Genomic DNA, 20,768 nt, shown 5'->3' with positions numbered 1-20,768 from the left:
TTATCCCGGACACGGCAATTGTGCCCATGAGGGAACCGTTCGATGGAAACCATGGCAAGAAAGCCTGCGCCCGCCAAGGGCAGGGCAACACGATCAAAAGCCACTCGAGTGAAAACCAGCGCCGGCCCGGCAGCAGCGGCCCGCTCCAAGGATGCGGCAAAGCCCAGCTTTGGCAAGGCGGCGCCGAAAAAGGTGATGCCTGCCGCGGCCAAAGCCGCTGCACCCAAGCCCAAAAGATCGGCAAGCAGCAGAGGATCGATCGCAGGCAGCGCAATGCGCACTGTTAAAGCAACGGCCAATGTCGCCGCCGGTGCCGTGCTTGCCACCGCCAAAGGTGCGGCGTCGCTTGCTGCTTCCGTAGTCGGCAAGGGCGGCTCAAAGCCCCGGACCAAGGCAAAATAGCCGAGCGGAATCGACGTAAGATCAGTTTCTGGCCGGAATGGTGAGGCCCCTCTGCACCGCCGGTCGGGCGAGGCCACGCTCCAGCCATGCGCCCACGCTGGGGAAATCGTCGAAACCGACGAGTTCCCGCGCCTCGTAGAAGCCGATCAGATTGCGCACCCACCCAAGCATCGAAATATCGGCGATGGTGTAATCGTCGCCCATGATCCAGCTGCGGCCCTTGAGCCTCGTTTCGAGGACGCCGATCAGCCGTCGCGACTCGTCGCGATAACGTTCCAGCGGGCGCTTGTCGGCGATTTCGCGCCCAGCGAATTTGTGGAAGAATCCGACTTGGCCGAATATCGGCCCGATCGAAGCCATCTGGAAGAACACCCACTGGATCGTCTCATAACGCAGCGTCGCGTCTGCCGGGACCAGCTGGCCGGTCTTGTCGCTGAGGTAAAGCAGGATGGCACCGGATTCGAACAAGCCGATCGGCTTGCCGCCCGGGCCGTCCGGATCGATCATCGCCGGTATCTTGCCGTTCGGGTTCAAAGACAGGAATTCCGGGGTCCAGCTCTCGTTCTTGCCGATATCGACGGCATGCGGCTCGTAAGGCAGGCCAAGTTCCTCCAGCGCGATCGATATCTTCACCCCGTTCGGCGTCGGAAACGAATAAAGCTGGATGCGGTCGGGGTGGCTCGCCGGCCAGCGCCTAGCAATCGGAAACGCGGACAGATCGGTCATCGAAACTCCTGGTAGGGACCGCGCCGAGCGGCACGGTCATGGCGGGTCGCAGAGAGTTAGACGCGACGCCTGGCGCGATCAATATGCGCATGGAAAGTTTCGCCGGCCCCCGTGAAGGACCCGCAAGGGGTGCGGTCACACGGCCTTGACCGCCAGCACCGCATTGGTGCCGCCGAAGGCGAAGCTGTTGCTGATCGCGGTGCGCACGGTGCGTTCGCGCGCCACGTTCGGCGTGATGTCGAGATCGCAGTCGGCGTCGGCTTCCCGATAATTGGCGGTCGGCGGCACGATGCCTTCGCGGATCGCCATCACGCAGGCGATCATTTCCAGCGCGCCGGAGGCGCCGAGGCAGTGGGCGTGCATCGATTTGGTCGAGGACACCGAAAGCTTGTAGGCATGGCCGCCGAACACGCGTTTGATCGCCGCCGTCTCGATCTGATCGTTGGCCTTGGTGCCGGTGCCATGCGCGTTGAGATAGTCGACGTCCTCGGGATTGAGCCCGGCATCGACGAGGCAGAAGCGCATCGCCGCCTCAGGCCCTTCGATGGTTGGCGCGACGATATCGGAGGCGTCGGCGGAAAGGCCGACGCCGGCGATTTCGGCAAGGATGGCGGCGCCGCGCGCCATGGCATGCTCATATGTTTCCAGCACCACCATGCCGGCGCCTTCGCCGAGTACGAGCCCCTGGCGGTCGCCCGAAAACGGCCGGCAGGTGTCCGGCGACAATACCCGCAGGGCCTCCCAGCCCTTGAGGATGCCCCAGACCAGCGGCGCATCGGTGCCGCCGGCGACCATGACGTCGGCCCGGCCGAGCCTGATCTGATCGACCGCCGAGGCAATGGCGTGGTTGGATGACGAGCAGGCAGAGGTGATGCCGAACACCGGCCCGCGCAGACCAAGATTCATGCTGACATGGCCGGCTGCAGCGCCCGGCATTACTTTCGGGACGGTGAAGATGCCGGCGCGGTTCTTGCCTTCGAGCAGGATGGCGCGATAGTTCTCTTCGATTGCCTCCCAGCCGCAGACGCCGACGCCGACGATGGTGCCCATCCGGTAGGTGTTGGCCGCGTGCGGGTTCAATCCCGCCTGCTGTGCCGCCTCCCGTGCGGCGATCGTCGCCAGAAGGCTGAAGCGGTCCATCGACACGACCTGCTTGCGGTCGATGCCGTGCTCGGGAAGCGCCTTGATTTCGCAGCCGACCTTGACCTTCAGATCATGCAGCAGCGGATTGTCGATCGCGCCGATTGCCGAACGGCCGGCGCGCATTTCATTCCAGATTGCCGGTGCATTGGTGCCGAGCCCGCATAATCCGCCGATGCCCGTGATGACGACGCGCTTGTGCATTCAGTCAGGCTTTTTTCGCGATCAGCGCGCGAACCGCCTCGACCATGTCGCCGACATTCTTCAGATTGCTCCAGGCATCGACAGTGTTCATCTCGATTTCGATGCCATACTCTTCCTCGAGATCGAAGATGATCTCCGTCAGTTCCAGCGAATGGATGCCAAGGGCGGTCAGTTCGGTACTGGTCGTGATTTCCTCGCCGCCCGGCTCGGCATGAGCCTTGATCTTGGCGATGATATCGTTTGCCAGCTGGTCAGCCATTCGGTTTCTTCCCCAACTCTGTCGTTTCCCGACGCTAACTGATCAGCGCCCCTTTTGTCCTCGATTACGTCGTCATCGTCGCCTTTTACCCCCGCCAGGCGCCGGTGACCGTACCAAGGTGGCTCCCTCTATAGAAACCGAAACGCTGTCAAGCAACAAGCTATATATCGACAAAGCCGCCGCAGTGCTTAACGTTGGCGTCGTGGATACGATCGCATATAGCTTGACTTCAGTGCCGCCGGCCCAGCGTGTTGCCGGCGTCGCGCGGCTTGGCTGCGACTGGAACGGAGGCCGCACGCGTCTTCGGCGTCTGTACCAGGACGGTTCGGCCAAGATCCGCATGCCGGCGGTCTCGGCCGATCCGCTCGAAGCCGTCCTGATCAACACCGCCGGTGGGCTGACCGGTGGCGACCGTCTCGCCTGGGAGGTCGATGTCGGTGCCGGCGCCTCCGCAACCATGACAACGCAGGCCTGCGAGAAAATCTATCGCGCCGCATCCGATCGCGCCGAAGTGCGGGTGCAGCTAACTGTCGGGGAAGAAGGCCACATTGCCTGGCTGCCACAGGAAACCATCGTCTTCGACCGCTCGGCCTTTGCCCGCAGCCTTGACGTGGAGCTTGCCACCGGAGCCGAGGCGCTGATCCTGGAGGCCACCGTCTTCGGCCGCCTGGCCATGGGTGAACGGGCCACGCAAGGCCATTTCCACGACCGCTGGCGCGTCCGCCAGGACGGGGCGCTGGTCCATGCAGAGGAGTTCCGCATCGGGCCGGACATTGCGGCCGCCTTGAACCGTCCCGCAGCGGCCGGCGGTGCCGTCGCCGTGGCGACGCTGCTGATGGTGTCGCCACGGGCAGAGGCTTTGCTCGAGCCGGCCCGGGGCATAGTCGGCGGCCAGGGCGGCGTCAGTTTCTGGAGCGTGCGGAAATCTGGCAAGCTTCTTGCGAGGCTGTTCGCCGAGGACGGCTACCAGCTCCGCAAGCGGCTGGTGCCGCTTGTCGAATTGCTCAACGGGCGGGCGGGCCTGCCCAAATTATGGTCACTCTGATTTCGATTGTGCCACCGCAGGAAAAAGCATGAATCTGACGCCGAGGGAGAAAGACAAGCTGCTGATCGCCATGGCGGCGATCGTGGCCCGCAAGCGGCTCGAACGCGGCGTCAAGCTCAATCATCCGGAAGCGATCGCGCTGATCACCGATTTCGTCGTCGAGGGTGCCCGCGACGGCCGCGCGGTCGCCGAGCTGATGGAGGCCGGCGCCCATGTCGTCACCCGGGCCCAGGTGATGGAAGGCATTGCAGAAATGATCCACGATGTGCAGGTCGAGGCGACGTTTCCAGACGGCACCAAGCTGGTGACCGTGCACGAGCCGATCAGATAACACCGCCAAGGAGAGGAAAATGCTTGAGCTGCGTCCCAACTGCGAGTGCTGCGACAAGGATCTGCCGCCCGATGCGACGGATGCGGTGATCTGCACCTTCGAATGCACCTTTTGCGCCGACTGCGCACAAAACGTGCTCGGCGGCGCCTGTCCGAATTGCGGCGGCAACTTCTCGGCCCGCCCGATCCGTCCGGCAGCGCTGCTGAAGAAATATCCGGCCTCCACCAGGCGCGTCCTCAAGGCAGAGGGCTGCGCTCCGGCCCGCAAGGCGGCGTGAGAGGTACTCGAAGATGGAAGCTACGCCGATGATCCCCGCTACGATGAAACGCTCAACGCTGTCGGCGGTCCTGCTGCTGGCGGCAGCAATGCCAGCCTATGCCCATGTCGGCGTCGGCACGGTTTGGTCCTTCACCGCCGGCTTCTCCCACCCGCTCTCCGGCCTCGATCACATGACGGCGATGATTGCCGTCGGGCTATGGGCCGCGCTCAAGCGCGACAAAGCGATCTGGGCATGGCCGCTGGCCTTCGTAGGCGTCATGCTGTCCGGCGGCGTGCTCGGCATGCTGCATGTGCCGATGCCTTTCGTCGAGCCGGCAATACTGGCGTCCGTCGTGGCACTCGGGCTGCTGGTTGCGCTCGCCGTCGATCTTCCTGTCTCGGCCGGCGTCGCCGTCACCGGCCTGTTCGCGCTGTTCCACGGCTATGCCCATGGCACCGAGGTGCCTGAGAATGTCGGCGGACTCGGCTATATGGCGGGCTTTGCCGTTGCCACGGCACTGCTCCACGCCGTCGGCATCGCGGCCGGTCTCGGCCTCGGCTGGCGCTTCCGCGGGCTTGCCCGCGCCGCTGGCGCCGCTTGTGCCGCGATTGGCGCCGGCCTCGCTTTCGGCGTCGTGTGAGGCCGCGATGATCCCCGGCGAAATCATCACGGCAAGCGGCGAGATCGAACTGAACAAGGGTCTGGCGACGGTCACTTTGAAGGTAGCCAACAGCGGCGACCGGCCGATCCAGGTAGGCAGCCATTATCATTTCTTCGAGACCAATGAGGGACTGAGATTCGATCGCGACAAGGCCCGCGGCATGCGCCTCGACATCGCTGCCGGCACCGCCATGCGCTTCGAGCCCGGCCAGGAGCGCGACGTTACCCTGGTGCCGTTCGGCGGCAAGCGCGAGGTCTACGGATTTCAGCAGAAGATCATGGGCGCGCTGTGAGATCGAAGGCGTCGAGCAGTTTCGGCTCAGCCGGGCGGCTTGGCCGCCGCATAGATGACGACCTTTCCCGGATCGTCGAATTCCACCGCCAGAACGTCCTCGGTTTGCACTCGCCGCGAATCGATGGCGTTGAACAGCAATGCGTTCGCCTCGATCTCCTTGCGCAGCTCGGCGATGTCGTCCCGATGTTGCCTGACCTTGTTTTCGATCGCCGGCGGCGGGCCGCCTTCGGTGCGCGCGGCATCAGTAAGAAACACGATGTCGACCTTGTCGAGCTTGGATGTCTTGCGCACGGCGGCGATGTTTTCACGCGTGCGGTCGATCGCCGAACTGACCTTGCCGGCTTCCGCATTTGTCTGGGTCTCTTCCTGGCCGACCTCCGAGCCGACGATCCGGTTGACGGTCTCGGCGCTGTCGAGGCTCTGCGCGTTCAGCGCGGCGTGCGGAATGCTGGCTGCCAGAAACGCGGTCGCGGCAATCCCATGCAGCCATCTGGTGTCGGAGAAGGTGGTGATCGCCATCGCTCGTTCTCAGGGTCCTATTCGAGGCTCGTGTCAGGGCGACAGGACCGAAACGTAACGTCCCCCGTGAAGGTTCCCTTTGCGATGCGGCGGGCTGGCCGGGCGCCGGCCCGCCGCCTCGTCTCGTCAGCTCGCTTTCTTGGTGATCAGCGTCAGCGCGCCATTGGTGCTCATGCTGGCGGCGATCACCTGCGCCGAGGTGAGCCCCTTGGCTTCGAGTGCGGATTTGACCTGCGGTGTCGCGTCGATCGAGCCGCGCAGTTTCTGCAGGTCGGCATCGCTGCGCTTGGCGATCACCTCGTTGACCTTGGCTTGAGTGTCCGCGGGCAGATCCTTGATATCGACGACGTTGATCGCCTGGATGGTGGGCGCCTGCGGCTGCGCCCCGGGCGCGGCAGGAGCAGGCGCAGCCGGCGCCGGACTGGGCTGCTGCGCAGGCTGTTGCTGGGCGCTGGCGGCGGTTGCGAGCACCAGCGTGGCGGCGGCTGCCAGAAGGGTCGTTTTGCGCATGGATGTTCCTTTCCATCGATTGGCAAATGGTCGTTTTGGGGTGGCCCGGCCACCTCAAACGCTAAATGGGATCGGAAAGTGTCGCTCAGCGGGTCATTGCGTGACCATAGGATGGCGGCAATGTGGGGCCCGGCTTCGACAAGCGGTATTTTCGGGCTGTATTTCGGGAGCAATTGCTGATGGCTAAAATCACCCGCGCCGCCTATGCGCAGATGTACGGCCCGACCGTCGGCGACAAGGTCCGGCTCGCCGACACCGAGCTGTTCATCGAGGTCGAAAGGGATCTCACTCTTCACGGCGAGGAGGTGAAGTTCGGCGGCGGCAAGGTCATCCGCGACGGCATGGGCCAGAGCCAGGTGTCGCGCGCGCAAGGCGCGGTCGACACCGTCATCACCAATGCGTTGGTCGTCGATGCCACCGCCGGTATCGTCAAGGCAGATATCGGCCTCAGGGACGGCCGTATCGCCGCGATCGGCAAGGCCGGCAATCCGGATACCCAAGGCGGCGTCACCATCATTATCGGTCCCGGCACCGAGATCATCGCCGGCGAGGGCAAGATCCTGACCGCCGGCGGCTTCGACGCGCATATCCACTTCATCTGCCCGCAGCAGATCGAGGAAGCGCTGATGTCGGGCATCACCACCATGCTCGGCGGCGGCACCGGCCCGGCGCACGGCACGCTGGCGACCACCTGCACGCCTGGGCCGTGGCATCTGGCGCGCATGATCCAGTCTTTCGACGCCTTCCCTATGAATATCGGCCTGTCGGGCAAGGGCAACGCGTCCCTGCCTGCCGCGCTCGAGGAGATGGTGCTCGCCGGCGCCTGCTCGCTGAAGCTGCACGAGGACTGGGGCACGACGCCGGCTGCAATCGACTGCTGCCTGTCGGTCGCCGACGATTACGACGTGCAGGTGATGATCCACACCGACACGCTGAACGAGTCCGGCTTCGTCGAAAACACGGTCGCGGCGATCAAGGGCCGCACCATCCATGCCTTCCACACCGAAGGCGCCGGCGGCGGCCACGCACCTGATATCATCAAGGTCTGCGGCCTGCCCAACGTCATTCCGTCCTCGACCAATCCGACCCGCCCCTACACGGTCAACACGCTGGCCGAACACCTCGACATGCTGATGGTCTGTCACCATCTGTCGCCGTCGATCCCCGAAGACATCGCCTTTGCCGAGAGCCGCATCCGCAAGGAAACCATCGCCGCCGAAGACATTCTGCACGACATCGGCGCCTTCTCGATCATCTCGTCGGATAGCCAGGCCATGGGCCGTGTCGGCGAAGTGGCGATCCGCTGCTGGCAGACCGCCGACAAGATGAAGCGGCAGCGCGGTTCGCTGCCGCAGGAGACCGGCGACAACGACAATTTCCGCGTCCGCCGCTACATCGCCAAATACACCATCAATCCGGCCATCGCCCATGGCCTGTCGAAGGACATCGGCTCGGTGGCGGTGGGAAAACGCGCCGACCTCGTGCTGTGGAATCCGGCCTTTTTCGGCGTCAAGCCGGACATGGTGCTGATCGGCGGCATGATCGCCGCCGCCCCGATGGGCGATCCCAACGCCTCGATCCCGACGCCGCAGCCGATGCATTACCGGCCGATGTTCGGGGCCTACGGCAAGGCGATGACCAATTCGTCGGTGACCTTCGTCTCGAAGGCCGCGCTCGACGCCGGCCTGCGCGGCAGGCTCGGCGTCGACAAGCAGATGGTCGCGGTCGAAAACACCCGCGGCGGCATCGGCAAGCATTCGATGGTGCTCAATGACGCCACGCCGCATGTCGAGGTCGACCCCGAAACCTATGAGGTCCGCGCCGACGGCGAACTCCTGACCTGCGAGCCGGCTACCGTGCTGCCGATGGCGCAACGCTACTTCCTGTTCTGAACCATAGGCGTTAGAACGACCGATGTAGAACATGCCGCGCCAGGCCTATGGACCCGCAACTCCCCTACGCCCACGACATTTTCCCGCATATCCGCATCGTCCTGGGCATGGTGATCGGCCTCGGCGTCACCCGCCTGCTGTCGGGGGTCGCCCGCATCGTCCAGCATCCCGGCCAATACCGGCTCTATCCCGTGCACCTCGCCTGGGTTGCGTCGGTGCTTTTGATGCTGGTGCATTTCTGGTGGTGGGAGTTCGGTCTGTTCCAGATCGAGAATTGGACCTTCGGCAAATACCTGTTCATCATCTTCTACGCCGTCACGCTGTTTTTGCTTTGCGCGCTGCTGTTTCCGGATTCGATGCTGGACTACACCAGCTATGAGGATTTCTTCTATTCGCGCCGGGCCTGGTTCTTCGGCCTGCTGGCGGCGACCTATCTGCTCGACGTGATCGACACGCTGCTGAAAGGGCCGGAGCATTTCGCCCATTTCGGCGTCGAATATCTGATCCGCACCCCGGTTTTCGTTGCGCTTTGCGTCATTGCGATCCTGATGCGCGACCGCCGTTTCCATATCGCCTTTGTCGCCGGCGCGCTCGTCTATCAGATATCGTTCATCCTGCGGCTCTTCGACACGATCGTCTGAGCCCCATTGGGGCGGCGGATGCGATAGGCTAGGCTTTTTGGGAGAGGCAGTTTTTACATGAAGCTCGATATTCGCACCGACTTCACCAAATTCCCGCGCGCCGTCTCCGCCCTGGCCGCAGGCGAAGCCGGAACCACGACGCCATACGACAGTGCGGTGCTTGCTCATGACGAGCGGCATCTGCGCCGTCGCGCCATCGAAACGGCCCGTAGCGACAAAGTGCTGGTCGACCTGCCCGAACCGGTGACCTTGAACCATGGTGACCGGCTGGTGCTGGAGGATGGCCGCCACATCGAGATCATCGCGGCCGAGGAGCCGCTCTACGATATCCGTGCCGGCGGCCCTGTCCATCTGGCCGAACTTGCCTGGCATATCGGCAACCGTCATCTCGCGGCAAGCATCGAGGCTGACCGAATCCTCATCCTGCGCGACCATGTCATCAAGGCGATGCTGGAAGGGCTGGGCGCCACGGTGAGCGACGTCTCCGAACCGTTCAAGCCGGTGCGCGGCGCCTATTCCGGGCATGGCGGGCACGGCCATGCCCATACCGAGGTGCATGCGCACAGCCATGCCGAAGCGCATTCCCATAGCCATAGCGAATCGCATTCCCACAGCCATTCGCACGACCATGACCATGACTGACCAGCCTTCCAACGTTGCCCAGCCTTCCAATATTGCTTTGTTGCGGCTGATGGCGTGGCTGTCGCCTTCCTTCCCGGTCGGCGGCTTTTCCTACAGCCATGGTCTCGAGCAAGCCGTGCATGCCGGGCTGGTTGCCGACAGCAAAGAGCTCGCCGCGTGGCTGGAAACGCTGGTCGAGATGGGTTCGGGCTGGAATGATGCGGTGCTGTTTGCCGAAAGCTGGCGCAGGGCGCGCGAAACCGGCGATCTCGATGAAATCGTCGCCCTTGCCGAAGCTCTGGCAGGCTCGCGCGAGCGCCATGCCGAGACCATGCTGCAGGGCTCTGCTTTCCTGAAGGCGGCCTTCGCCTGGCCGTGCCAGGTGCTGGATCGCCTGCCGGCCGAATGTGCCTATTGCGTTGCCGTCGGCGCCGTTGCCGGCGATCACGGCATTGCGCTGGGGGACGCCCTGGCGGCCTTTCTGCAGGCCTTCTTCTCCAATCTCGTCCAGGCTGCGATCCGGCTTGGCATCGTTGGCCAGAGTGCCGCGATGACGCTACTGGCCGCCTTCGAACCGCTTGCCCTGGCCACGGCCGACCGCGCTGCCGGCTCGACCCTCGATGATCTCGGCGGCTGCGCTTTCATCTCCGACGTCACGGCGATGAAGCACGAGACCCAGTATTCGCGGCTGTTCCGCTCATGATCGTCCTCGCTTTCGCTCTCACGCTCGTCCTGCTGTTGATCACAGCACTGCATGTCTATTGGGGCATTGGCGGCATCTGGCCAGGCAGGGACGCCGCCTCCTGCGCTCGTGCGGTCATCGGCTTTCGCGGCGTCGACGAGATGCCGGCACCCTTCGCCAGCTTCGCCGTTGCCGCATGCCTGGGCCTGGCGACACTGTGGCCCATGGCGCTCGAAGGTGTGTTTGCCACGCCCTTTCCCAAGGCAGGGCTTGCCGCCACAGCGCTGCTCATCGCACTGGTCTTCCTGGCGCGCGGCATTGCCGGCTTCACGCCGTGGTGGCGCCGGTTGACGCCCGAACAGCCTTTCGCGCGGCTCGATCTGCGTTATTATTCGCCGCTGTGCCTGCTGATCGGGCTTGGCTTTGCCATTCTTGCCCTCACGGAGTTCCCCGCATGATATCACCCAACGGTCCTCTTCGCGTCGGCATCGGCGGTCCGGTCGGCTCGGGCAAGACGACGCTCACCGAAAAGCTTTGCAAGGCGCTGCGTGACGAGTTCTCGATCGCGGTCGTCACCAACGACATCTACACCAAGGAAGACGCCATGATGCTGGCCCGGCTGCAGGCGCTCCCTGAGGATCGCATCATCGGCGTCGAGACCGGCGGCTGCCCGCACACCGCCATTCGCGAGGACGCCTCGATCAATCTGCAGGCGATCGCCGAGATGACCAAAAAATTCCCGGATCTCGACATCGTCTTCATCGAATCGGGCGGCGACAACCTCGCCGCCACCTTCTCGCCGGACCTGGCCGACCTGACGCTTTATGTCATCTCGGTTTGCCAGGGCGAGGAGATCCCGCGCAAGGGCGGGCCGGCAATCACACGGTCGGATTTCCTGGTCATCAACAAGAGCGACCTTGCGCCCTATGTGAACGTCAATCTCGACGTGATGGAAAGCGACGCTGCCCGCATGCGCGGCAAACGGCCGTTCGGCTTCACCGACCTGTCGCGCGGCAAAGGGCTTCAGGAGGTGATAGATTTCATCGTCGAACATGGCGGGCTGAGGGTCGGCACTGCCACCAGCACGGCGGCATAACGGCGCTCGCCTGCACCAAACGAAACCGGTTGCGCGTGTTCCAGCCGCGCGGCATCCTTGCTTCTTTCACGGAGGTTTACGATGAGCATCACGCGCCTGCAGAAGGAAGTGCTGACCAACCTGGCGTTCTATGAGGAGCGCGTCGATCTCGCTTGCGCCTTCCGCTGGACGGCGCGGCTCAACATGCACGAGGCGGTGGCCAATCATTTTTCGCTGGCGGTCAACGACGATGGCTCGCAATTCCTGATGAACCCCAACCAGGTGCATTTCTCGCGCATCAAGGCGAGCGATCTGCTTTTGATCGACGCCAATGATCCCGACACGCTTATCGGCCCGAATGCGCCCGACCCGACGGCGTGGGGCCTGCATGGTGCCATCCATCGCAACGTGCGTCATGCGCGCTGCGTCATGCATGTCCACTCGATCCACGCCACCGTGCTTGCCTCGCTCGCCGACTCGACGCTGCCGCCGGTCGACCAGAACTCGGCGATCTTCTTCAACCGCCATGTCGTCGACGCTCATTATGGCGGGCTGGCCTTCGAGGAAGAGGGCGAGCGCTGCTCCCAGTTGCTTGTCGACCCGAAGGTCAAGGTGATGGTGATGGGCAACCATGGCGTGCTGGTCATCGGCGACAGCGTCGCCGACACCTTCAACCGCATGTTCTATTTCGAGCGCGCCGCCGAAACCTATATCAAGGCGCTGTGGACAGGTCGGCCGCTGCGGGTACTGTCGGATGAGATCGCGGAGAAAGCGGCAAGGGAACAGGAAGACTATCCCGGCCAGGCCGAGCGCCACCTTTCCGAACTGAAGGCGATCCTCGACGAGCAGGAGCCTGCCTACCGGAGTTGAGGGCGGTCCCGCCGGGGCTGGCTTAAAGCCCGAGTTCGGCCCGCAATTCAGCGGCGCTGTTGATGACAATCGCCCCCGGCGGCCCCTCCATGGGCACCTCTGGCCAGAAGATCGTCTTCATCCCAGCTGCCAGCCCCGCCGAGGCGCCGGTCACGCTGTCGTCGACCGCCACGGCCTCGGCGGGATCGACGTCGGCCAACCAGGCGGCGCGCAGGAAAGGTTCGGCATGCGGCTTGCCTTCACGCACGTCGTTGCGGCTGACCGTCTTCATGCCGGGATATACGAGGCCTACGGCGCGCAGATTGGCATCGACGATCAGTCTGTCCGAGTTGGACACCACCGCTTGCGGCACGCCAAGCGCGCGCAGCTCATTGAAAATCTCGATCGCGCCGGTGCGTGGCGTCAGCGTTTCGGCCATCGGCAGGTAGTGATCGTATTTGCGCACAATCCAGTCGTCGAAAGGCAGGTCGAGGCCGAATTCGTCGCGCAGCATTTCGTAGACCGGCCATGCGGCGATGCCGAGCACGCGCTCATGCAGGTCGGCCGGCGGCGCGATGCCGACGCTGTGCAGCGCCGCAATCAGCGCCGCCTCGTGCAGCGGCTCGCTGTCGACCAGCGTGCCGTCCATATCCCAGAAAACCGCTTTCGGCGTCATGCAAGGCTCCATTCTCAAAAAATTCCTTAAAGCGTTTAGCGCACGAGATAAACCGCCGCGTCCCCGCTAATCCATGTCGCGCAAAGTGTGCAGCGGTTTTGCGATGACGACATGCATAAAAAGCAACCTAAAACGTGTCGCATGAGGCCGATCGAACGCAACGCGCTTTAGAACCGGGATTGGTGCAACCTCGACAGCCTTGCTGTTGCAACGAGACTGGGTCGACTTGTCACTTCGCTCCAAACACCAAGTTTCACCACTAGGCAATTGCTCTTACAATAGGCAATTGCGCACAAGTTCATTCCCTGCGAAACTACTGCGCTCCGCCTCTTATGCTCGGCGGGGTTGGGAGGCAGGAACTTGAATTCGCGGCAGGACAGCGGCGGCAACAGGCTGGACGACGCGGCGCGTGCCGGCTGGCTCTATTATGTCGCAGGCAACACCCAGGACCAGATCGCCGCCACGCTTGGCATCTCGCGGCAGACGGCGCAGCGCCTGGTGTCGCTCGCAGTCTCTGAAGGGCTGATCAAGGTGCGCGTCGACCATCCGATCGCCAATTGCCTCGACCTTGCGGCACGGCTGAAGTCGCGCTTTGCGCTCGATCTGGTCGAGGTGGTGCCGAGCGACCCTTCTTCTTCCTCCACCGTCATCGGCGTCGCCGAGGCGGCGGCGGCCGAGATCGAACGGCGGCTGCGGTCGCGGGTGCCGATCGTCATGGCGATCGGCACCGGCCGCACGCTGAAGGCCGCGATCGAGCAACTGCCGCCGATGGAATGCCCGCAGCACAAGGTGGTATCGCTCACCGGCAACATCTCGCCGGACGGCTCGGCGGCCTTCTACAACGTCATCTTCACCATGGCCGACAGGGTCAAGGCGCGTTCGTTTCCGATGCCTTTGCCGGTCATCGCTTCCTCGCCCGAGGAGCGCGAGATGCTGCTCAGCCAGCCGATGATCCAGCCGACGCTGGCGCTTGCGGCCGAGGCCGACGTCACCTTTGTCGGCATCGGCGATCTCGGCCCGAAGGCGCCGCTTTACGAGGACGGCTTCATTTCGGAGGGTGAATTAAAGGCGCTGCAGAAGGCCGGCGGCGTCGCCGAGATCGTCGGCTGGGTATTCGATCGAGACGGCCGCATGATCGAGGGCATCACCAATGATCGGGTGTCGTCGGCACCGCTGCCGTCGCGCGAAAAGTCGCTGGTGATCGCGCTTGCCATGGGCGACCGCAAGCTGCCGGGCATCTTCGCCGCCGTCAACCGGCGGCTGGTCAATGGCCTCATCACCGATGAGCGGACCGCCGCCGCCTTGCTGGCGGGCGCATGATCTCCGAGCCGCTGGCGGTCGGAAACGATCATGGGAAATCGAAACGCCCCTGAAGCCCCGATAAAACGAGCGGCACTACTGGTGCCGGCCGCAAGGATCGTTGCCGTCGAGAAAGCCCATGTCGCGCTGCAGATGCGGCGGCAGCTCCCGGACGTCGAGATAGGCCCGTTTCCGCGCCGCGTGCCTTGCCAATCCCCGCGCCAACTGTGAAAACCAGCCATGGGCTGGAGCAAGAAGCAGCTTTTCCTGTATTGTGGTCATGATCGTCAGCCTTCGCTATCTCTAGGCGTAATTGATCTTCAATACGGAATATCGGTAGGACCGGCCGGTGCCGCCAATCAAACGTCGATCACTGCCCATAAGGAGGGCTTATGCCGGAGCTCAATTCACGACAGCTGGTTTCGCAGCTTCCTCCGCTTCAGGCGATCCGGGTGTTCGAGGCGGTGGCGCGGCATCTCTCGTTCACCAAGGCCGCCCAGGAGCTTGGCATGACGCAGGCGGCGGCAAGCTATCAGATCAAGCTTCTGGAGGAGCGCATCGGCGCGCCCCTATTCTTGCGCCAGCCAAAACAGATCGTGCTGACCGAACCCGGCCAGCGCCTGGCGCCCGCGGTCAGCGAGGCGTTCGCGCTGTTGAGCGGCGCCTATGCCGCCGCGCGCACCGGCGCCGACGGCTTGCTTTGCGTTTCGACGCTGCTGACATTTGCCTCCAACTGGCTGGCGCAGCATCTCGGTTCATTCCAGGTCGCGCATCCGTCGCTGGCGGTGCGCGTCGATACTTCGAACAGGGTTGTCGACTTTGCCAGAGAGGATATCGACATCGCCATCCGCTCCGGCGGCGGCAACTGGCCGGGCGTCGAGACCCATATGCTTTTCAGGGCCGATTTCACGCCGGTCCTTAGTCCAAAGCTCGCGGCAAGCATCGGCGGCGTCAAGGAGCCGGCCGACCTGCTGCGGCTGCCGATCCTCGACCCGGGTGACATCTGGTGGCGGGACTGGTTTGCCTCCGCCGGCCTGCCGGTCGAGGAACTGGCCAAGCGTCCCGGCACCAGCATGGGCGCGCAGGCCTACGAGGCCAATGCCGCGATTGCCGGCCACGGCGTGGCGATCGTTACCAAGGCGCTGTTCAAGACCGAACTTGCCGACGGCCGCCTGATCCAGCCCTTTGATCTGGTCGGTGACGACGGCCACGCCTATTGGCTGGTCTATCCGACGGCACGACGCAACGTGCCGAAAATCCGCGCCTTCCGCGATTGGATCCTGAGCGAGATCGCTTGCCAGTAGGCTGAATCCCAGCAAGCCCGATAGCAAAGCGCCGGGCCCAATCAGCCCGGCCGAATCCTTCGTCAGGCATGCCGCAACCGTCCCAGGCTTGCCGCTGCACGAGACCCGGCGTGCTGCGCTGCAGCAACGAATCCGACTTGACATAATTCATCGCAAGTGAGTAATTGCTCACAGCCAAGGCAAATGCTCATCTTGGTTTATGGGAGGAATTTTGATGAAACTTCGCACGTTCACCCTAGGCCTGTTCTCGGCCAGCGCCCTCGCTTTCGCCGCGCATGCCGAATCCATCACCATCGCCACGGTCAACAATGGCGACATGGTCCGCATGCAGAAGCTGACCGACGACTTTACCGCCAAAAATCCCGACATTCAGCTGCAGTGGGTTACGCTCGAAGAAAACGTTCTGCGCGAGCGCGTCACCACCGACATCGCCACCAAGGGTGGCCAGTACGACGTGATGACCATCGGCACCTATGAAGTGCCGATCTGGGCCAAGCAGAACTGGCTTTTGCCGCTCGACAAGCTCGGCGACGATTACGACGTCAAGGACATCATCCCGGCCATAGCCGGCGGCCTGTCGGTCGACGGCAAGCTCTACGCAGCCCCGTTCTACGGCGAAAGCTCCTTCGTCATGTACCGCAAGGACCTGATGGACAAGGCCGGGCTCAAGATGCCCGATGCACCGACCTGGGACTTCATCAAGCAGGCCGCCGACAAGATGACCGACCGCGCCAACGGCGTGAACGGCGTCTGCCTGCGCGGCAAGGCCGGCTGGGGCGAGAACATGGCCTTCCTGACCGCCATGTCGAACTCATTCGGCGCGCGCTGGTTCGACGAGAACTGGAAGCCGCAATTCGACCAGCCCGAATGGAAGAACACGCTGCAGTTCTATGTCGACCTGATGAAGGCCGACGGCCCCGAGGGCGCGTCGTCCAACGGCTTCAACGAAAACCTTGCGTTGTTCCAGCAGGGCAAATGCGGCATGTGGATCGACGCTACCGTCGCTGCCTCCTTCGTTTCCGACCCGAAGAACTCCACCGTCGCCGACAAGGTCGGCTATGCGCTGGCGCCGGACAATGGCCTCGGCAAGCGCGGCAACTGGCTGTGGGCATGGTCGCTAGCCATCCCCGCCGGCACGCAGAAGGCCGACGCCGCTCAAAAGTTCGTATCCTGGGCAACCAGCAAGCACTATGCCGAGCTCGTCGCCTCGAAGGAAGGCTGGGCCAACGTTCCGCCGGGAACGCGCTCGTCGCTCTATGCCAATCCCGAATACCAGAAGGCAGCACCTTTCGCCAAGATGACGCTGGACTCGATCAACTCCGCCGATCCGACGCACCCAACCGTCAAGCCGGTGCCTTATGTCGGCGTCCAGTTCGTCGCCATTCCTGAGTTCCAGGGTCTCGGCACCACCGTCGGCCAGCTCTTCTCGGCGGCACTTGCCGGCCAGTCGAGCGTCGACGATGCCTTGAAGCAGGCGCAGGACGCCGCCACCGCGACGATGACCGAGGGCGGTTACATCAAGTAAGCTCCTCCCGGTGCCGGTTGCCAATGGCGACCGGCAACGGCCGCCCGAATCCCAGTTCGGGCGGCCAGCTTTCACACCGCTGAAAAACTTGGCCGACCTCGAAGGGTGACCGTCATGGCTACTCAGCAGACCCGTTCGCTTGCCCGTTTCATGATGGCGCCATCCGTGGTGCTGCTGCTGGTCTGGATGATTGTGCCGCTGGCATTCACGCTGTGGTTTTCCTTCCAGCAATACAACCCGCTCAATCCAATGCGCGACGGCTTCGTCGGGTTTTCGAACTACGCGCTGTTCTATTCCAACCCGGCATTCCTGCAGTCGATCCTCAACACGCTCACCATCGTCGTCAGCGTGCTTTTGATCACGGTGATCGGCGGTATTCTGCTCGCCCTTCTGCTCGATCAGCCGATGTGGGGACAGGGCATCGTCCGCATCCTTGTCATCTCGCCGTTCTTCGTCATGCCACCGGTGGCAGCACTGGTCTGGAAGAACATGATCATGCATCCGCAGTACGGGGTTTTCGCCGATATTGCGCGCTTTTTCGGCGGGCAGCCGATCGATTGGTTCGGGCAGCACCCGCTCCTGGCGATCATCATCATCGTTGCCTGGCAATGGCTGCCGTTTGCTACGCTGATCCTGTTGACCGCGCTTCAGTCGCTCGACGGCGAGCAGAAGGAAGCCGCCGAAATGGACGGCGCCGGCTTCATCAGCCGCTTCATCTATTTGACGCTGCCTCATATGTCGCGCGCCATAACCGTCGTCATCCTGATCCAGACGATCTTCCTGCTGTCGGTCTATGCCGAGATCCTCGTTACCACCAATGGCGGCCCGGGTTACGCCTCCACCAACCTGCCCTTCCTCGTCTATCAGAAGGCATTGCTGGAGTTCAAAATCGGCCAGGCGTCCGCCGGCGGCATCATTGCCGTCATTCTCGCCAACATCGTTGCCTTCTTCGCCATGCGCGCCGTCGGCAAGAACCTGGATAAATAAGGGAGGATAAGATGGCACGTGCGCTGAACCACCCCCACTCCGTCCCGCTGCGCGGGACAGCTCTCCCCCTGCCCGGGGTAGAGGAAAGGCCTGCATCGAAACCGCGCTCTTCCTCTACCCCGTCGATCGGGGGGAGAGGTGGTTTGCGCAGCAAACCGGAGTGGGGGTCGACCCTTCCGCCAACATCGCCGATAGGGAGGACCTGACCATGGCACGTGCAGTCACCACCCAGCACAAGACGATTGCTACCGCGGCCGCCTGGATCGTCGCGCTGCTGATCTTCTTCCCGATCCTCTATACGATCATCACCTCGTTCAAGTCGGAGCAGGAGGCTATCCAGGGCTTCAACCTGTTCCCGTCGGGAACCACGGAGAGCTATTCCGAGGTCCAGGCGCAGAACGGCTATTTCAAATTCTTCCTGAACTCGGTGTTCCTGTCGGTCGGCTCGACCATCCTGGCTCTGCTCGTCGCCATACCGGCGGCATGGTCGATGGCGTTTTCGCCGGGCAAACGCACCAAGGACATCCTGATGTGGATGCTTTCCACCAAGATGATGCCGGCCGTCGCCGTTCTGTTTCCGATCTATCTGATCTTCCGCGATACCGGTCTGCTCGACAGCCGCATCGGCCTGATGGTCATGCTGATGCTGATCAACCTGCCGATCGTGGTCTGGATGCTTTACACCTATTTTCGCGAGATACCGGGCGAGATCCTGGAAGCGGCGCGCATGGACGGCGCATCGCTCTGGAACGAGATAATCTACGTGCTGACGCCGATGGCGGTCCCCGGCATCGCCTCGACCATGCTGCTCAACATCATTCTCGCCTGGAACGAGGCGTTCTGGACGATCCGGCTGACCACCACCGAGGCCGCGCCGCTCACCGCTTTCATCAGCTCCTTCTCCAGCCCGCAGGGGCTGTTCTGGGCCAAGCTTTCGGCCGCCTCGACGCTGGCGATCGCGCCGATCCTGATCATGGGCTGGTTCAGCCAGAAGCAGTTGGTTCGAGGCCTGACATTCGGCGCGGTAAAGTAGCGGGCATTGCCTGACGCAAAACGAAAAGATAGCCCTTCGGGGGAGGAAACCATGGGAAACATCACGCTCAAGAACGTCTCCAAATCCTTCGGGGCGACGTCCATCATCCCCGGCCTCGATCTGGTCATCGAGGACGGAGAGTTCGTCGTCTTCGTCGGCCCGTCGGGCTGCGGCAAATCCACCCTGTTGCGTCTGATCGCCGGCCTCGAGGATACCAGCGGCGGCACCATCATCATCGATGGTCGCGACGTCACCGGCGAGGCGCCGGCCAAGCGCAAGCTGGCTATGGTGTTCCAGTCCTATGCGCTCTACCCGCACATGACGGTGGCCAAGAACATCGCCTTCCCGCTGAAGATGGCGGGCGAGGACCAGGCGACCATCGACAAGAAGGTGAAGGACGCTGCGCGGATCCTGAACCTCACCAACTACCTCGACCGCCGCCCCGGCCAGCTCTCCGGCGGCCAGCGGCAGCGCGTCGCCATCGGCCGCGCCATCGTGCGCCAGCCGTCGGCCTTCCTGTTCGACGAGCCTTTGTCCAATCTCGACGCGGCGCTGCGCGGCACCATGCGGCTGGAGATCAGCGAGCTGCATCACCAGCTCAAGACCACCATGGTCTACGTCACCCACGACCAGATCGAGGCGATGACCATGGCCGACAAGATCGTCGTGCTCAATGCCGGCAATATCGAGCAGGTCGGCTCGCCGATGGAGCTCTATAAGACGCCGAAGAATCTGTTCGTCGCCGGCTTCATAGGTTCGCCGAAGATGAACCTGATCGAAGGCGCGCCGGCCGCCAAATATGGCGCCAAGACAGTCGGCATTCGCCCGGAGCATATGAACATTTCGAAGACGTCAGGCGACTGGAAGGCGACGGTCGGGGTTGCCGAGCATCTCGGCTCCGACACGTTTTTGCACGTCCAGGCGGATGGTGTCGGGCAGCTGACGGTGCGTGCCGACGGCGAGTTGGCCGCCCATCACGGCGACACGATCTACCTGACGCCGGAAAAGGCCAAGCTGCATCGTTTCGGCGCCGACGGGAAGGCGATGCTGCAATGAGGCTCCGGGGTAAATCGGCGCTGATTACCGGATCGGCGCGCGGCATCGGCAGGGCGTTTGCCGAAGCCTACATGCGCGAAGGGGCGACGGTCGCGATTGGCGACATCAATCTCGAAGCCGCCGAGAAGACGGCTTCGGAAATCGGCCGCAATGCCTACGCGGTAAAGCTCGACGTCACCGATCTCGCGTCTATCGATGAGGCCGTCAAGGCGGTCGAAGCCAGGGCCGGCGGCCTCGATATCTTGATCAACAACGCTGCTTTGTTCGACTTGGCGCCGATCGTCGAGATCACCAAGACAAGCTACGACAAATTGTTTTCGGTCAACGTCGCCGGCACGCTGTTTACGTTGCAGGCCGCCGCACGTTCTATGATTGCCCGCGGCAAGGGCGGCAAGATCATCAATATGGCAAGCCAGGCCGGGCGCCGCGGCGAGGCGGTGGTTGCCGTCTACTGCGCCACCAAGGCCGCGGTCATCTCGCTCACCCAGTCGGCAGGGCTCGACCTGATCAAACACCGCATCAATGTCAACGCGATAGCACCGGGCGTCGTCGACGGCGAGCATTGGGACCATGTCGATGCCTTGTTCGCCAAGTTCGAGAACCGGCCGAGGGGCGAGAAGAAGAGGCTGGTCGGCGAAGCCGTGCCTTATGGCCGCATGGGCACGGCGCAAGACCTCACCGGCATGGCGGTGTTCCTGGCCAGCGATGAGGCCGAGTACATCGTCGCCCAGACCTATAATGTCGATGGCGGCCAGTGGATGAGTTGAGGGGGCGAAGG

At 63.2% G+C, this 20,768-nt stretch carries 28 protein-coding genes; 21 read left to right on the top strand and 7 right to left on the bottom strand.

The window, feature by feature from the left end:
* Positions 1-26 precede the first annotated feature (26 nt).
* Both NKI41_RS08165 and NKI41_RS08160 read left to right on the top strand, forming a co-directional pair.
* Entirely contained in the window at positions 27-287 is a 261-nt protein-coding gene (locus NKI41_RS08165; RefSeq protein ID WP_352539907.1) for a hypothetical protein, read from the top strand.
* A complete protein-coding gene (locus NKI41_RS08160) occupies positions 274-402 on the top strand; it encodes a hypothetical protein (RefSeq protein ID WP_302893450.1) in 129 nt (42 codons plus the stop codon). Before NKI41_RS08165 ends, NKI41_RS08160 begins: the two co-directional genes overlap by 14 nt.
* A 21-nt stretch (positions 403-423) precedes the next feature.
* On the opposite strand, the gene NKI41_RS08155 is transcribed toward NKI41_RS08160, so the two are convergent.
* From NKI41_RS08155 to NKI41_RS08145, 3 genes are all read right to left on the bottom strand, one after another.
* Positions 424-1,128 (bottom strand): glutathione S-transferase family protein, encoded by a 705-nt coding sequence (locus NKI41_RS08155; protein WP_352682347.1) that lies wholly within the window; start codon positions 1,126-1,128, stop codon positions 424-426.
* Between the two features lie 135 nt (positions 1,129-1,263).
* Positions 1,264-2,472 (bottom strand): beta-ketoacyl-[acyl-carrier-protein] synthase family protein, encoded by a 1,209-nt coding sequence (locus tag NKI41_RS08150; RefSeq protein WP_352682345.1) that lies wholly within the window; start codon positions 2,470-2,472, stop codon positions 1,264-1,266.
* Between the two features lie 4 nt (positions 2,473-2,476).
* On the bottom strand, positions 2,477-2,731 hold the full coding sequence (locus tag NKI41_RS08145) for an acyl carrier protein (RefSeq protein ID WP_023677013.1): 255 nt from the start codon (positions 2,729-2,731) through the stop codon (positions 2,477-2,479).
* Between the two features lie 223 nt (positions 2,732-2,954).
* On the opposite strand from NKI41_RS08145, the gene NKI41_RS08140 reads away from it, so the two are divergent.
* From NKI41_RS08140 to NKI41_RS08120, 5 genes are read left to right on the top strand one after another with little or no spacing between them, the layout of a single operon-like run.
* Positions 2,955-3,776 (top strand): urease accessory protein UreD, encoded by an 822-nt coding sequence (locus NKI41_RS08140; RefSeq protein WP_502901196.1) that lies wholly within the window; start codon positions 2,955-2,957, stop codon positions 3,774-3,776.
* 28 nt (positions 3,777-3,804) lie between these two features.
* A complete protein-coding gene (locus NKI41_RS08135; RefSeq protein ID WP_023677011.1) occupies positions 3,805-4,107 on the top strand; it encodes an urease subunit gamma in 303 nt (100 codons plus the stop codon).
* Positions 4,108-4,126: 19 nt separating this feature from the next.
* Entirely contained in the window at positions 4,127-4,384 is a 258-nt protein-coding gene (locus tag NKI41_RS08130; protein ID WP_352539910.1) for a DUF1272 domain-containing protein, read from the top strand.
* Positions 4,385-4,412: 28 nt separating this feature from the next.
* Positions 4,413-5,006, top strand: a complete 594-nt coding sequence (locus tag NKI41_RS08125) for a HupE/UreJ family protein (protein WP_352682427.1) — start codon at positions 4,413-4,415, stop codon at positions 5,004-5,006.
* Between the two features lie 7 nt (positions 5,007-5,013).
* On the top strand, positions 5,014-5,319 hold the full coding sequence (locus tag NKI41_RS08120; protein WP_023677008.1) for an urease subunit beta: 306 nt from the start codon (positions 5,014-5,016) through the stop codon (positions 5,317-5,319).
* A 26-nt stretch (positions 5,320-5,345) separates the two neighbouring features.
* On the opposite strand, the gene NKI41_RS08115 is transcribed toward NKI41_RS08120, so the two are convergent.
* Entirely contained in the window at positions 5,346-5,840 is a 495-nt protein-coding gene (locus tag NKI41_RS08115; protein ID WP_023677007.1) for a hypothetical protein, read from the bottom strand.
* Between the two features lie 126 nt (positions 5,841-5,966).
* Complete coding sequence (locus NKI41_RS08110; protein WP_023677006.1) at positions 5,967-6,350, bottom strand: hypothetical protein; 384 nt, start codon at positions 6,348-6,350, stop codon at positions 5,967-5,969.
* A 179-nt stretch (positions 6,351-6,529) separates the two neighbouring features.
* Here NKI41_RS08110 and ureC point away from each other — a divergent pair, with 179 nt between their 5' ends.
* The 7 genes from ureC to NKI41_RS08075 all read left to right on the top strand — a co-directional run bounded on the left by ureC (position 6,530) and on the right by NKI41_RS08075 (position 12,131).
* Positions 6,530-8,242 (top strand): urease subunit alpha, encoded by a 1,713-nt coding sequence (gene ureC / locus NKI41_RS08105; protein WP_502900674.1) that lies wholly within the window; start codon positions 6,530-6,532, stop codon positions 8,240-8,242.
* 47 nt (positions 8,243-8,289) lie between these two features.
* Positions 8,290-8,883 (top strand): hypothetical protein, encoded by a 594-nt coding sequence (locus NKI41_RS08100; RefSeq protein ID WP_352682343.1) that lies wholly within the window; start codon positions 8,290-8,292, stop codon positions 8,881-8,883.
* A 57-nt stretch (positions 8,884-8,940) separates the two neighbouring features.
* On the top strand, positions 8,941-9,525 hold the full coding sequence (locus NKI41_RS08095) for an urease accessory protein UreE (RefSeq protein WP_352682341.1): 585 nt from the start codon (positions 8,941-8,943) through the stop codon (positions 9,523-9,525).
* A complete protein-coding gene (locus NKI41_RS08090) occupies positions 9,512-10,207 on the top strand; it encodes an urease accessory protein UreF (RefSeq protein WP_502901195.1) in 696 nt (231 codons plus the stop codon). Before NKI41_RS08095 ends, NKI41_RS08090 begins: the two co-directional genes overlap by 14 nt.
* A complete protein-coding gene (locus NKI41_RS08085; RefSeq protein WP_352682336.1) occupies positions 10,204-10,644 on the top strand; it encodes a DUF3995 domain-containing protein in 441 nt (146 codons plus the stop codon). Before NKI41_RS08090 ends, NKI41_RS08085 begins: the two co-directional genes overlap by 4 nt.
* Positions 10,641-11,282, top strand: coding sequence for an urease accessory protein UreG (gene ureG, locus NKI41_RS08080; RefSeq protein WP_352539916.1), 642 nt, complete (start codon positions 10,641-10,643; stop codon positions 11,280-11,282). The genes NKI41_RS08085 and ureG overlap by 4 nt, the downstream gene beginning before the upstream one ends.
* Positions 11,283-11,363: 81 nt before the next feature.
* Positions 11,364-12,131: a class II aldolase and adducin N-terminal domain-containing protein gene (locus NKI41_RS08075; protein WP_352682334.1), complete on the top strand. Its 768-nt coding sequence runs from the start codon at positions 11,364-11,366 to the stop codon at positions 12,129-12,131.
* Positions 12,132-12,153: 22 nt separating this feature from the next.
* Here the strand turns inward: NKI41_RS08075 and NKI41_RS08070 are convergent, their stop codons facing one another.
* Positions 12,154-12,786: an HAD family hydrolase gene (locus NKI41_RS08070; RefSeq protein WP_352682332.1), complete on the bottom strand. Its 633-nt coding sequence runs from the start codon at positions 12,784-12,786 to the stop codon at positions 12,154-12,156.
* A gap of 360 nt (positions 12,787-13,146) precedes the next feature.
* On the opposite strand from NKI41_RS08070, the gene NKI41_RS08065 reads away from it, so the two are divergent.
* A complete protein-coding gene (locus tag NKI41_RS08065; RefSeq protein WP_352682330.1) occupies positions 13,147-14,106 on the top strand; it encodes a sugar-binding transcriptional regulator in 960 nt (319 codons plus the stop codon).
* A gap of 75 nt (positions 14,107-14,181) precedes the next feature.
* Here the strand turns inward: NKI41_RS08065 and NKI41_RS08060 are convergent, their stop codons facing one another.
* Positions 14,182-14,367, bottom strand: coding sequence for a hypothetical protein (locus NKI41_RS08060; RefSeq protein ID WP_023676996.1), 186 nt, complete (start codon positions 14,365-14,367; stop codon positions 14,182-14,184).
* A gap of 110 nt (positions 14,368-14,477) precedes the next feature.
* Here NKI41_RS08060 and gcvA point away from each other — a divergent pair, with 110 nt between their 5' ends.
* The 6 genes from gcvA to NKI41_RS08030 all read left to right on the top strand — a co-directional run bounded on the left by gcvA (position 14,478) and on the right by NKI41_RS08030 (position 20,757).
* Positions 14,478-15,389: a transcriptional regulator GcvA gene (gene gcvA / locus NKI41_RS08055; protein ID WP_352682328.1), complete on the top strand. Its 912-nt coding sequence runs from the start codon at positions 14,478-14,480 to the stop codon at positions 15,387-15,389.
* A gap of 214 nt (positions 15,390-15,603) precedes the next feature.
* Positions 15,604-16,914 (top strand): ABC transporter substrate-binding protein, encoded by a 1,311-nt coding sequence (locus tag NKI41_RS08050; RefSeq protein WP_352449478.1) that lies wholly within the window; start codon positions 15,604-15,606, stop codon positions 16,912-16,914.
* 114 nt (positions 16,915-17,028) lie between these two features.
* Positions 17,029-17,901 carry a carbohydrate ABC transporter permease gene (locus NKI41_RS08045; RefSeq protein ID WP_031195183.1) on the top strand — a complete coding sequence of 291 codons (873 nt, stop codon included), beginning with the start codon at positions 17,029-17,031 and terminating at the stop codon, positions 17,899-17,901.
* A gap of 208 nt (positions 17,902-18,109) precedes the next feature.
* Positions 18,110-18,934: a carbohydrate ABC transporter permease gene (locus tag NKI41_RS08040; protein ID WP_023676992.1), complete on the top strand. Its 825-nt coding sequence runs from the start codon at positions 18,110-18,112 to the stop codon at positions 18,932-18,934.
* Between the two features lie 51 nt (positions 18,935-18,985).
* Positions 18,986-19,990, top strand: coding sequence for an ABC transporter ATP-binding protein (locus NKI41_RS08035; protein WP_023676991.1), 1,005 nt, complete (start codon positions 18,986-18,988; stop codon positions 19,988-19,990).
* Positions 19,987-20,757 carry an L-iditol 2-dehydrogenase gene (locus NKI41_RS08030; protein ID WP_352449477.1) on the top strand — a complete coding sequence of 257 codons (771 nt, stop codon included), beginning with the start codon at positions 19,987-19,989 and terminating at the stop codon, positions 20,755-20,757. Before NKI41_RS08035 ends, NKI41_RS08030 begins: the two co-directional genes overlap by 4 nt.
* Positions 20,758-20,768 lie beyond the last annotated feature (11 nt).

Origin of the sequence: Mesorhizobium sp. M0601 (assembly GCF_040320845.1) — a bacterium.
Taxonomy (GTDB): Bacteria; Pseudomonadota; Alphaproteobacteria; order Rhizobiales; family Rhizobiaceae; genus Mesorhizobium.
This window is presented reverse-complemented; position numbering and strand designations above follow the sequence as displayed.